An 11,784-nucleotide genomic window follows, 5' to 3' on the forward strand; every position below is an offset into this window, starting at 1 on the left:
CCACTAGCAGAGAAATCGTAAGCACAACAGCGACTGGGATGGTTTTTTTCATAAAAAATAAAATTTCCAAACCGCTCTTATCGACCTGCCCATTTGGGCTAACCGTCGATTTCATCAGTTTTAAAACGAGGACGCCAAATCGCATGCCATATGCACCAGCAATAATAATTGCCGGAATTTCAATAATGCCGTGCGGCAGCAAGCCTTTAAAAATCATTTCCATTACAGTGCCCGCTCCCTGCAGCTCAGCTGTCCGGTTCAGCAAATAACCAATAATCATTCCATTAAAGACGAGGAAGAACAGCGGAACTAATCCAAGGAACGCACCGAGATACATAATGAAGAGTGATTTAATGGCATTGTTGAAAAAAATGAACAATATATAGCTCATCGTCGGATTATCTGACTGATCGAGCTGCTGTGCCAGCTCTGCTATCGCCTCCAGCTGTTGATCCATCATGTCGCTAATCGCCGTATTGCTTCCACCTACAACAATACCGGCAAAAAATAGGATACACCCAAAGGCAATATAGCCGCTCATCGAGCGAAAGTGATCGAGAATTTCCCGAGGCTTGAACAAATGATGCCCTCCTCTGCCCATTTTAAATTGAACAAGCATGAATAACTTGGCGCTATGAGCATAGATTGTACTAGAACAAGCTTCCATTAGAGAGGAGAGCCCGCCTAAGATGAACTTTTTTTATGTAATGAACGGTCGTAAAATCAAGCACTACAGTCTAATTGTACTTGCACTCGTATTCTCGGTAGGCGTCATTTACGCGGAGCGCGACAATATTACGGTGTTTTCACCGCAACAGCCCGCTGCCATCTACAGTGTCCCGACAGAAAAGAAAGTCGTGGCCCTTACGTTTGATATTAGCTGGGGCGAAAAACGCGCGGAGCCAATATTGAAAGTGCTTAAGGACAAAGGCATTACGAAAGCTACCTTTTTTCTATCGTCGCCCTGGATTCAATCGCATTCCGATATTGTGAAGAAAATAACCGACGCTGGTTATGAGATCGGAAGCCACGGCCACAAGCATGATTATTACAGCAAGCTGAGCGACGACGAAATCCGCACGCAAATTTCTACTGCTCATTCGATTATTTCCGATACGACTGGCAAACAGCCTAATTTGATTCGGATGCCGAATGGCGATTTTGACAAAAGGGTACTCCGTATTGCGACCGAAATGAACTATAAAGTCATTCAATGGGACACCGACTCCCTAGACTGGATGAACATCGGAACGGATAAAATCATTAGCAGGGTAGTGAGCCGCGCTCATCCTGGCGATATAATATTGATGCATGCCAGCGATTCCGTGAAGCAAACTCATGAAGCACTGCCTGTTATTATCGACCAGCTGCGCTCCAAGGGCTATGACTTCGTGACGGTGACGGAGCTAATTACACAGACGGAAACCGAGGGCAAAGACGTACAAGACAAATCCACCCTATCCTCCACCGGTACAAGCCAATTGAACGCAGCAGTGAAGCATTAAGCCATGCAGGCTTAAAAATAGTTCCTACATTAAGCGACCGGCTTTGCAGATGATGCAGATTCGGTCGCTTCGCTTTTCAAAATCCGCGGCAGCATCAATATTTGGTACGCATTACATACGAACAGCGGCACAATCATAAAGATGATGGCTGCAGTATTGGTTTCCCCTTTTAAAGCCGGATAAGCTTCAATGAACGTAACAGTGAACATCAGAAACGCGGTCGGCACAAAAGCTACAGCTTTCGTCTGCTTCACCTTTACATAAGAAACAGCAAGGGAGAACACCATAAGCAGAAGCGGCAGAAGCCAGAAGAACCAGCCATTCGTCCGCTGCTCAAACAGCAAATAGCCTAAAGCTAATGCTGCAAACACGGTGGAATAGCCTTGCAGCGTATTCCAGAGATAGCTTTTGCGAAACACGCTAAGCGCGATATAATTTAAAGTCAAATAAGCGAAAAAGCCCATCTGGCTAAATGCCCCAAACATAAGGCCAACAAGCGCCATCATGGCAAAATTGAATCCTGAGGCATCCAGTCCCATAAAACCAAACTCTGGATCCGTCCACTGCATCGTTATTCCGCATATCGCTGTAGCCAAACCACCGACTGCCATACAGCTCCAAAAAAGAAAAAACCATTTTCTGATATTCACGTTTGACATCCCCCTAAATTTTTCAAGCACACCCTGTCCAACATCCTTTATTTTACCACGTTCACATTAAAAAGCTAACCTTTCCCCATGATAATGGCTGGAACTTTGGCACATACTACTCCCATCAATACAGGAATGCTGCCACGAAGGGAGAACACGAATCATGCGCATTCGTATGACGGTAATTATGCTTCTCATTGCAACGTCTTTTGTCTTGACCAGTTGTGGATCAGAATCATCGGGAAGCAGCCAGCAAGTCACGTACAAAGACATGAAATCGATGGTCATTGATATACTCAAAACGGAGGATGCTCAAAAAGCGCTCCAGGAATCGGCACAGCAAATGTCGGGCTATAACGGAAATACGTCCAAGCTTTTGTCTGTGCAGGATCAAGAGCAAGTCCGTTTGGCGGTAAAGGATGTGCTGGTCGCACCGGAATATGACAAGGTAATCAAAACGCTGATGACCGACGTTCGTTTCGCCGGGGAATTTGCCAAAGCCGTCAATAAGCAGAACAAGGAAATCCACCAGCAGCTGCTTAAAGATCCGTCGTATCAGGAGCAGTTAATCAAGGTAATGAAAAATCCGGAGATGGATCGGATGATTTTGGAGGTGCTGCAAAGCACGCAGTACAAAAAACAAGTCATGTCCATTATGCAGGAGTCGATGCAAAATCCGCTTTTCAAGCTTGAAGTGCTCGATCTAATGAAGAAAGCCGTACAGGAAGAACTGAAACCAAAGCCTAACGAGAAGGTCGACAAGCAAGGCTCTGGAGAGGAGCAACAAGGCTCCGGTGAAGATAGCGGCGGCGATCAGGAGGATTCTGGCTCGGGAGACGGACAGCAGGATAGTACGATGTAGCTTGTGAACAAGGTGAAACGGTTGGCGCCGTCTTTTGGCGGCGCGGCGCGTTTCAGTCCGAGAAATATAGAGAAAGGATGGAGAAATCATACACTTTCCTATATTTCAAGGTGAAACGGTTGGCGCCGTCCTAGTAAAAAAGAAAGCCCCCGCTATGAATGCAGTTAGGCCAGTTGCCTGACTGATGCTTCATTCATATGCATGGGGCTTTCTTTCATTTCGTTATTCAGTTGAAGGAACGCGAGCTATTCGCATTTTTGCAGCACTTTGTCCGCAAGCTCCAAATAAAGCTGACCGGTCTCGCTCTCTGCCTTGTATACGGATGGCGAGAAGTCTGGCTCTGATGGATGATTATCCGGCGCACCAAGCGGTATTTGGGACAGCAGCTCGGCATGAAGCGACTCCGCTAGCCTTCCGCCACCGCCGCGGCCAAAAATGTATTCCGGCTCGCCGCATTTGCTGCATTTGTAATACGCCATATTTTCAACGATACCGATGATTTCATGTTCGGTCTTAATAGCCATTGCTCCTGCGCGAGCAGCAACGAAAGCAGCTGTAGCGTGCGGCGTCGTGACGATGATTTCTTTGCTTTGCGGGATGATCTGATGAACGTCCAGCGCCACATCGCCTGTTCCCGGCGGCAGATCAAGCAGCAAATAATCAAGCTGACCCCATTCGATTTCGTCAAAAAAGTTGCGCAGCATTTTGCCCAGCATCGGGCCGCGCCATACGATTGGGCTGTTATCCTCGACAAAAAAGCCCATCGACATCACTTTCACCCCGAATTTTTCAATCGGGATGACCCGCTCGTTCACGACCTGCGGGCGCTCTTCAATGCCCATCATATCGGGCACGCTGAAGCCGTAAATGTCGGCGTCGATAATGCCGACGCGCTTGCCCTTGCGAGCGAGAGCGACCGCGAGGTTCACGGTCACTGTGGATTTGCCGACGCCGCCCTTGCCGCTGGCGACGGCAATGAACTGCACCCCGCTGCGGGCATCCAGCAGCGGGCTCGCCAGCCCGGCCCCGTGGCCTTGCACGGGGCCGGCGGCGCCTGCGCCTGCGGCAGCGGAGGCTTCGCCGCCGCCGCTTGGCGCCCCGCGCTGCGCGGATGCATCCGCCGCAGCTGCGGGCTCTAGCGCACGAAACCGGCAATGCACGGTTTCGGCGCCCAGCCGCGCCAACGCTTCGCGCAGCGCGGCTTCCAGCGAGGGCTTCGCCTCCTCGCTGGCAATCAGGACCGTCAGTGAAACTTGACGGTCCTTCACCATCACATCGCGGACGGATACCTCGCCCGCCGTATATTGCGCCGTTACTGCTTCAACGGCTTCCAAAGCTTGCTCACGTGTTAACATAGGATACGTCCCCACCTTTATGTATGCGATTACTGCTTATTAATAATGATTATAGCATAGTTAAGCAGCAACATTCATGGCTGTAACGTGTCGAAACGGTTTCATCCTTGTGGCGTGTCCTCTGCCGAAAGCATCATTTTTCTCCAGCAGCGTATCTCAGCAGTCCTTGATAAATGGAAGCCGCGACCTTCCGCTGGTATTCCGAATCGGCCAGTCTGGCTGCTTCTCCTGGATTAGATAGAAAACCGACTTCAATTAAGGCGGTGGGCACATCCGTAATAGCTTTGAGCAAATAGACGGAATTTTCCGTTGCTGCGACGCGGCTCGTATTTTCTAAATTGCGTTTAATCTCGTTTTGAATAGCAGCAGCAAGCAGCTTGCTGCCGCGATGATTAGCCGGATTGTAAAAGGTTTGCGCTCCTGACCATTTGGCTGATGGAATACTGTTCATGTGTATGCTGACGACCAAATGCGGCTGGCTCTCCTTTATGACATTCACACGCTTATGCAGATCCTCCGTTTTCCGCCTGCTGTAGGTTTTCGTATCTGGAGCTGCGAGATCATAATCCCCTTCGCGCGTCATCACGACAAGCGCTCCCGCCTGCTGCAAATAATCGCGCAAATATAGCGCAATCGCCATATTCAAATCTTTTTCAACGACTCCCTGCTTGCTTACCGCCCCGCCGTCCACTCCCCCATGCCCAGCATCAAGCGCAATCGTTTTACCAGATAACGGCGTTGCCCACGTCTTCCATGTCCGTGCAGTCCGTTCATCTCCATAAGTAAGCAGCGTCCATACGAGTGCAATTGCCAGTACAGCAGCAGTCAAGCGCAGTGCTCCCTTTAGCGTTATCCAAACGACCCAGCGTCGTCCCCATCGGCGCAAAAAAACCACCCCGTCCTCCATCAAATAATAATCAGCACCAGCTTGGCCGGCGCTCATTATCATCTATATGGGACGAGATGGTTATTTATGAGTGTGCTTCTGCACGTTCACAGTATCACACGATAAGACTTATTAGGTGACAGGCTGCTCCGCCATCTTCCTCATCTGGCTTCTCATGCTGTCCAGCCTTCTTCAGTAACGATTATTTATGCAAGCCGCACTCTGTTTTTTCTTGTCCTGCCCAGCGTCCAGCGCGTGGGTCCTCACCTGGCATAACTTGACGCGTACAATATTCGCAGCCAATGCTCGGATAGTTTTGATCATGAAGCGGATTGTAAATGACATCATTTTCGCGGATATAATTCCATACATCCTCCGATGTCCAATGGGCAATCGGGTTAAACTTGACCAACCCGAATTTTGTATCGTATTCGATTTTTTTCGCGTTGGCACGTGTTGGCGCCTGATCACGACGAATACCTGTAATCCATGCTTCGTATTGGGACAGAATCCGGGTAAGCGGCTCTACCTTACGAATGCTGCAGCATTGATTGGCATCTGACTTCCACAGCTCTTCGCCATATTGCGAAGCTTGCTGCTCCGGCGTAATTTTCGGCTTCACTTCTACGAATGGAATTCCTGGGTAGCGCTCGATCATACGATCGCGAGTCTCATACGTTTCTTTAAAATGAAAATCAGTATCGAGGTAGAAAATATCGGTTGTCGGGCTAACCTTCTGCAGCATGTCTACAAGCACGACATCCTCTGCACCGAAGCTGCAAGCAAAAGTCAGATTAGGAAATGTCGCCACAGCAAATGCAATAATCTCTTCTGGCGTTGCATTTTCAAGCTCTACAGCCTGCTTGGCAATAAGCGCTTCCTTCTCAAAAAGGTTCATCGTTTTATCCCTCCGCATCAATTCCAAGTATATTGATCTGTATTTAAGTTTAATTATACGTCGTCCAATAACAATCTTCAATATCTAGTTTACTCCAAAATGAATTAAAGTTTGAATATCATCCAACAAAACGGGCTCCAAGTACGCTTCTTCCCCTTGTCCCGTCTGACCCTAACCGTTCCACCTATTTCAGCTTCTTGGCATCACCCTTCACAAGCTTCAAAAACAATAAAAAACCCCCGGCCAGAAGGCCAGGGGCTGTAAAACAATAGATTAACGTTTCGAGAATTGTGGCGCGCGACGAGCCGCTTTAAGACCGTATTTTTTACGCTCTTTCATACGTGGGTCACGAGTCAAGAATCCAGCGCGTTTCAGAGCTGGACGGTATTCAGCGTCTACTTTCAGTAGAGCGCGGGAGATACCATGACGGATAGCGCCTGCTTGGCCGGACATACCGCCGCCGTTAGCAATAACCAATACATCATATTGCGTAAGCGTTTCTGTCAGGTTAAGCGGTTGTTTAACGATTAGTTTCAATGTTTCCAAACCGAAGTATTCGTTGATATCACGTTTGTTAATGATGATTCGTCCTTCACCTGGCACGAGACGTACACGTGCAACAGAGTGTTTACGACGACCCGTTCCATAGTATTGCACTTGAGCCATGAAACTGTCCTCCCCTTTAATTACCCGCGAAGTTCGTAAACTTCAGGATTTTGTGCTTGGTGCGGATGTACCGAACCAGCGTATGCTTTAAGTCTAAGCTTCATTTTGTTACCTTGACGTGTTTTTGGCAACATGCCGTGAACAGCCAATTCGATAACGCGATCAGGCTTTTTGTCGATCATAACGTTAGCCGGTGTAACTTTCAAACCACCGGAGTACATCGAGTGACGGTAGTACATTTTGTCTGTCAGTTTTTTACCTGTCAGAACGATTTTTTCAGCGTTGATTACGATAACGAAATCGCCTGTATCAACGTGAGGTGTAAATTGCGGCTTGTGTTTGCCACGGATCAAGCTAGCTGCTTCGCTTGCCAGACGACCGAGGGTTTTACCTTCCGCATCAATGATGTACCATTTACGTTCAACTTCATTTGGCTTAGCCATATAGGTGGTACGCATGGAGATCCTCCTTCATTCGCTTACGTTTAAAATTTAATTTTATCAAAGAACGTTTCCGTTCGATTTATAACAGTTATTGCTGCCAAGTTTGTGACGATCTCAGTCGGGGCTGTGGGATAGCCACTAAGAAAGCACAAGTTATATATTACTATATAAAGTGGCCTAAAGCAAGCAGTTTGTACGATTAACTTCTTAGTTCATCCGGATATTCAACTTCGACCAGCGTAAGGCCATGAGGCATTGCAGTTGGGCCAGCCAAAGACCTGCTTTTGCCTTCTAATATGCGCTTCATATCTTCCGGCTTCAGCTTGCCTTGCCCCACCCATAGCAGTGTACCCATAATAACCCGCACCATATTGTACAAAAAACCGTTGCCGGTCACGTACATATGAAGCTTGCTGCCCTGCTGCTCAAAATATGCCTCATAAATCGTTCTTATATGATGCGGCTTTGTCGAATGAATAGATGTGAAAGAAGTAAAATCATGCTCGCCAATCACATAGGGAAGTGCCTTCGCCATAGCCTCTGCATCTAAGCGCATCGGATAATGAAAGCAGTACTCGCGGGTGAATACATCCGGGAACTTGCCACGATCTATCGAATAACGATACGTTTTTCGTTTGGCCGAGCGCCGGGAATGAAAATGCTCCGGCACCTCGAACGCCTCCAAAATAACAATATCCTTCGGCAGCCTCGTATTCAGCGCAATAGCCCATCTCTCCGCAGGTATGACGGATTTCGTATGAAAATTGAACACCTGGCCCATAGCATGAACGCCTGCATCTGTCCGGCCCGAGCCAATGATATTAATCTCCTCACCCGTAAGTACCTTTAACGATTTCTCAATCTCCTGCTGCACCGTTCTGAGATGCGGCTCCAGCTGAGATTGGAAGCCATTAAACTGCGCCCCATCGTAGCTAACCTTTACTGCAATATTTCGCATGTGGAATTCCTCCCAGACCCTCGAGAGGGCTTCTAGCCAAACCTTTAAAGGTTTCTATCCCAAACTCTCAACCGAGAGTCTACCCAAACCTTCAAAGGCTTTCCAACCTCTTGCTCCCTCAAGCCTTTGCTGCATCCATTAAAACTGCACGGCAGCTCCTGCTTCGCAGCAACTACTGGAGGTGTCCTCCATTGACGCTCTAAGCAAAGCTGAGCAGCAGGAAATTTTTAGACATAGTGTGCCTGAGTAAGTATTAGGGAACACTACGTCTGCTGCCTTCCTGGCCCTCAGGCCGCGTTTATTTGCGGCTTGTGAGGCTCGGGCTGGGCGAAGCGAGGCTGGGTGGTAGAGTGATGTGCTTTGGAGAGGGGATGGGAGTGGAGTGAAAGGTTTGGAGCTGGAGAAGCGAAGCGTTCGTCTTTGTTGTCTGATTTAAACCGCTAAGCGCTAGTTATTAATAATCAGACAACAACAACGATCGTAAGCCCATACCTTTCACGGAACGCCCACCCCGCCCAAAGCTTCACACTATCATCAGCCGACGCGAAGCCAAACATCCCTGCAATCACAAAAGCCAGCAAATAAAAAAAGGTGGCCTCGAGGGTCCACCCTTTCTCATGTTACGCGCGGTCTACCAGTTCCAAATATACCATTGGCGCAGCGTCGCCACGGCGAGGTCCTAGTTTCAAAATCCGCGTGTATCCGCCCGGACGCTCCGAGTAACGGGGGCCCAGCTCCGAGAACAATTTTTGGATTGCATCCTGCTCTCCATCGATTGTTTCACGACGCACGTAAGCTGCTACTTGACGACGAGCGTGCAAGTCGCCTTGCTTCGCTTTCGTGATTAGCTTTTCAGCGATCGAACGAACCTCTTTCGCTTTTGCTTCCGTTGTTTGAATACGCTCATAAAGGAAAAGGTCAGTAACGAGGTCACGGAACAATGCTTTCCGCGCGCTAGCGTTACGGCCTAGTTTTTGATATGCCATCTTGATTTTCCCTCCCTTGCCTGTAGTCTAGACTAATTGATGCTACTCTTCCATGCGCAGGCCAAGACCCAGTTCTTCCAGCTTCTCTTGAACTTCCTCAAGCGACTTGCGGCCCAGGTTGCGAACCTTCATCATGTCCTCTTCGGATTTCGTAATCAGCTCTTGAACGGTATTGATTCCTGCACGCTTCAAGCAGTTGTATGAACGTACGGAAAGATCGAGTTCTTCGATAGTCATCTCCAGAACTTTCTCTTTTTTGTCTTCTTCCTTCTCCACCATAATCTCGGCATCTTTCGCTTCGTCAGTCAAGCCAACGAATAGATCCAAATGCTCAGTCAAGATTTTAGCGCCGAGGCTTACAGCCTCTTCCGGACGAATACTTCCGTCAGTCCAAACTTCCAGCGTAAGCTTATCATAGTTAGTCACTTGACCAACACGAGTATTCTCCACACTGTAATTTACACGTGTAATTGGCGTGTAAATCGAATCAACCGGGATGACTCCAATCGGTTGATCTTCCCTTTTGTTACGGTCCGCTTGCACATATCCGCGTCCCCGATTAGCAAAAACACGCATATGGAGCCGCGCGCCGGAGGCCAAGGTGGCGATGTGAAGATCAGGGTTCAAAATCTCGACATCGCTGTCAGCACGAATATCGCCCGCCGTAACGATTCCTTCGCCTTCAGCGTCGATTTCCAAAACCTTCTCTTCATCGGAGTGGATTTTCAACGAGAGGCCCTTCAGGTTCAGAATGATTTCAGTTACGTCTTCCATCACTCCTGGAACTGTAGAGAACTCGTGAAGCACTCCGTCGATCTGAACGGAAGTAACAGCTGCACCCGGCAAAGACGACAACAAAATTCGGCGAAGCGAATTTCCAAGCGTCGTGCCGTAGCCACGCTCGAGCGGCTCAACAATGAACCGTCCGTAAGTCCCATCCTCGTTCAAATCCACGGTCTCGATTTTCGGCTTTTCGATCTCAATCACTAATAGTACCCTCCTTCAAACGTCGCTCCGTTACCATACCGTATCTTAAGTCAAATCTCGTAGTATGCCAAACCTTCACAACCATTATTCACAAGTTGCTGTCATTTGATACCACAGTGGATCTAACTATACGCGACGACGTTTTGGTGGACGGCATCCGTTATGAGGCACTGGAGTAACGTCTTTAATCAGGTTAACTTCTAGACCTGCTGCTTGAAGCGAACGAATAGCTGCTTCACGACCAGCGCCTGGACCTTTAACCATAACCTCAACGGTTTTCATGCCATGTTCCATTGCTGCTTTAGCTGCAGTTTCAGCTGCCATTTGAGCTGCGAAAGGTGTGCTTTTACGCGAACCTCTGAAACCCATGTTACCGGAGCTTGCCCAAGAGATTGCATTGCCGTGAGGGTCCGTAATTGTAACAATCGTGTTATTGAAAGTCGAGCGAATGTGAGCGACGCCAGACTCAATATTTTTCCGATCACGACGTTTTGTACGAACGACTTTTTTCGGTTTTGCCATTATCCTATTTCACCTCTTCTTATTTCTTTTTGTTAGCTACAGTCCGACGAGGACCTTTACGCGTACGCGCATTTGTTTTCGTGCGTTGACCGCGAACAGGCAAACCACGACGGTGACGAACACCACGGTAACATCCGATTTCAATCAGACGTTTGATGTTAAGCGAAATTTCACGACGCAGGTCGCCTTCCACTTTAACGGATTTGTCAATTGCTTCACGAATTTTCGCAAGCTCATCTTCTGTCAAATCACGAACACGAGTGTCCGCGTTAACGCCAGTTGTGCTCAAGATTTTTTGTGAAGTCACTTTGCCAACACCGAAAATGTATGTCAGAGCGATTTCGACGCGCTTATCACGCGGCAAGTCTACACCAGCTATACGTGCCATAGGCCGTTATCCCTCCTTCTATCCTTGTTTTTGTTTGTGTTTCGGATTTTCACAAATCACCATAACGTTGCCTTTGCGACGAATGACTTTGCATTTTTCGCAAATCGGCTTAACCGAAGGTCTAACCTTCATTGTGATTACCTCCCGAATCTTTCGCTCGCAAACCGCAATGCGGTCTACTTACGATAGGTGATGCGCCCTTTTGTTAAATCATAAGGCGATAACTGTATAACCACCTTGTCTCCTGTCAGAATACGAATAAAGTGCATTCTGAGCTTACCGGAAACATGTGCGAGAATTTGATGACCGTTCTCCAGCTCCACCTTGAATGTGGCATTCGGCAACGGTTCGATCACCGTACCTTCGACCTCAATGATGTCTTCCTTAGCCAACCGTCATTCTCCTTTCGCATGTGCAAACTTCTGTATAACATAACGTAACTTGGTATTGGTCACCCTGCCTGATTCAAGCAAGCTGTTTACAACTTCGCTGCTTATAACAGGCTGTAACTCGAGATGCAGAACGTTCTTCTTCTTCGGCGAGTCAAAGCGCCGCTTATCGCCATCTACAATCATAACGAAACGTTCGTCAATGATGGATATGACGACCGCATAGCTGTCTTCATCCTTGCCCCGAAGCACTTTGACAATTTGGCCTACCTGCGCGAATTTATCCATC

General features: G+C 48.2%; 17 protein-coding genes (1 of these 17 cut by a window edge). 2 read left to right on the forward strand and 15 right to left on the reverse strand.

What is annotated here, in order from left to right; genetic code table 11:
* A protein-coding gene (locus MHB80_RS26575; RefSeq protein WP_341279766.1) for a stage II sporulation protein M crosses the window boundary here: on the reverse strand, positions 1-580 show its 5' portion. The gene continues 47 nt to the left of window position 1, outside the view; only the first 580 of its 627 coding nucleotides appear in the window; it begins with the start codon at positions 578-580; the stop codon falls past the left edge of the window.
* Positions 581-689: 109 nt separating this feature from the next.
* Here MHB80_RS26575 and pdaB point away from each other — a divergent pair, with 109 nt between their 5' ends.
* Positions 690-1,505 (forward strand): polysaccharide deacetylase family sporulation protein PdaB, encoded by an 816-nt coding sequence (gene pdaB / locus MHB80_RS26580; protein ID WP_341279767.1) that lies wholly within the window; start codon positions 690-692, stop codon positions 1,503-1,505.
* 29 nt (positions 1,506-1,534) lie between these two features.
* Here the strand turns inward: pdaB and MHB80_RS26585 are convergent, their stop codons facing one another.
* A complete protein-coding gene (locus tag MHB80_RS26585) occupies positions 1,535-2,155 on the reverse strand; it encodes a KinB-signaling pathway activation protein (RefSeq protein ID WP_341279768.1) in 621 nt (206 codons plus the stop codon).
* A gap of 163 nt (positions 2,156-2,318) precedes the next feature.
* On the opposite strand from MHB80_RS26585, the gene gerD reads away from it, so the two are divergent.
* Entirely contained in the window at positions 2,319-3,017 is a 699-nt protein-coding gene (gene gerD, locus MHB80_RS26590) for a spore germination lipoprotein GerD (RefSeq protein ID WP_341279769.1), read from the forward strand.
* Between the two features lie 245 nt (positions 3,018-3,262).
* Here the strand turns inward: gerD and MHB80_RS26595 are convergent, their stop codons facing one another.
* The 13 genes from MHB80_RS26595 to MHB80_RS26655 all read right to left on the reverse strand — a co-directional run bounded on the left by MHB80_RS26595 (position 3,263) and on the right by MHB80_RS26655 (position 11,783).
* On the reverse strand, positions 3,263-4,372 hold the full coding sequence (locus MHB80_RS26595; RefSeq protein WP_341279770.1) for an Mrp/NBP35 family ATP-binding protein: 1,110 nt from the start codon (positions 4,370-4,372) through the stop codon (positions 3,263-3,265).
* A 133-nt stretch (positions 4,373-4,505) separates the two neighbouring features.
* A complete protein-coding gene (cwlD, locus tag MHB80_RS26600) occupies positions 4,506-5,315 on the reverse strand; it encodes an N-acetylmuramoyl-L-alanine amidase CwlD (RefSeq protein ID WP_341279771.1) in 810 nt (269 codons plus the stop codon).
* A gap of 145 nt (positions 5,316-5,460) precedes the next feature.
* The gene (locus MHB80_RS26605; protein ID WP_341279772.1) at positions 5,461-6,156 is read right to left on the reverse strand and encodes a phosphoadenylyl-sulfate reductase; all 696 of its coding nucleotides are present in this window, start codon (positions 6,154-6,156) and stop codon (positions 5,461-5,463) included.
* Between the two features lie 273 nt (positions 6,157-6,429).
* On the reverse strand, positions 6,430-6,822 hold the full coding sequence (rpsI, locus tag MHB80_RS26610) for a 30S ribosomal protein S9 (protein ID WP_046234255.1): 393 nt from the start codon (positions 6,820-6,822) through the stop codon (positions 6,430-6,432).
* A gap of 20 nt (positions 6,823-6,842) precedes the next feature.
* A complete protein-coding gene (gene rplM, locus MHB80_RS26615; RefSeq protein ID WP_046234254.1) occupies positions 6,843-7,280 on the reverse strand; it encodes a 50S ribosomal protein L13 in 438 nt (145 codons plus the stop codon).
* Between the two features lie 184 nt (positions 7,281-7,464).
* Positions 7,465-8,223: a tRNA pseudouridine(38-40) synthase TruA gene (gene truA, locus MHB80_RS26620; RefSeq protein ID WP_341279773.1), complete on the reverse strand. Its 759-nt coding sequence runs from the start codon at positions 8,221-8,223 to the stop codon at positions 7,465-7,467.
* A 620-nt stretch (positions 8,224-8,843) separates the two neighbouring features.
* Positions 8,844-9,209: a 50S ribosomal protein L17 gene (rplQ, locus tag MHB80_RS26625; RefSeq protein WP_046234252.1), complete on the reverse strand. Its 366-nt coding sequence runs from the start codon at positions 9,207-9,209 to the stop codon at positions 8,844-8,846.
* Between the two features lie 42 nt (positions 9,210-9,251).
* Positions 9,252-10,196, reverse strand: coding sequence for a DNA-directed RNA polymerase subunit alpha (locus MHB80_RS26630; protein WP_046234251.1), 945 nt, complete (start codon positions 10,194-10,196; stop codon positions 9,252-9,254).
* 126 nt (positions 10,197-10,322) lie between these two features.
* Positions 10,323-10,718: a 30S ribosomal protein S11 gene (gene rpsK, locus MHB80_RS26635; protein WP_046234250.1), complete on the reverse strand. Its 396-nt coding sequence runs from the start codon at positions 10,716-10,718 to the stop codon at positions 10,323-10,325.
* Positions 10,719-10,737: 19 nt separating this feature from the next.
* The gene (rpsM, locus tag MHB80_RS26640) at positions 10,738-11,106 is read right to left on the reverse strand and encodes a 30S ribosomal protein S13 (protein ID WP_341279774.1); all 369 of its coding nucleotides are present in this window, start codon (positions 11,104-11,106) and stop codon (positions 10,738-10,740) included.
* Positions 11,107-11,124: 18 nt separating this feature from the next.
* A complete protein-coding gene (gene rpmJ, locus MHB80_RS26645) occupies positions 11,125-11,238 on the reverse strand; it encodes a 50S ribosomal protein L36 (RefSeq protein WP_003333770.1) in 114 nt (37 codons plus the stop codon).
* A 44-nt stretch (positions 11,239-11,282) separates the two neighbouring features.
* Complete coding sequence (gene infA, locus MHB80_RS26650) at positions 11,283-11,498, reverse strand: translation initiation factor IF-1 (protein WP_046234248.1); 216 nt, start codon at positions 11,496-11,498, stop codon at positions 11,283-11,285.
* Positions 11,499-11,501: 3 nt separating this feature from the next.
* Positions 11,502-11,783: a KOW domain-containing RNA-binding protein gene (locus MHB80_RS26655; RefSeq protein ID WP_341279775.1), complete on the reverse strand. Its 282-nt coding sequence runs from the start codon at positions 11,781-11,783 to the stop codon at positions 11,502-11,504.
* Between the last annotated feature and the right edge of the window lies 1 nt (position 11,784).

Source organism: Paenibacillus sp. FSL H8-0537 (genome assembly GCF_038051995.1).
GTDB lineage: Bacteria > Bacillota > Bacilli > Paenibacillales > Paenibacillaceae > Pristimantibacillus.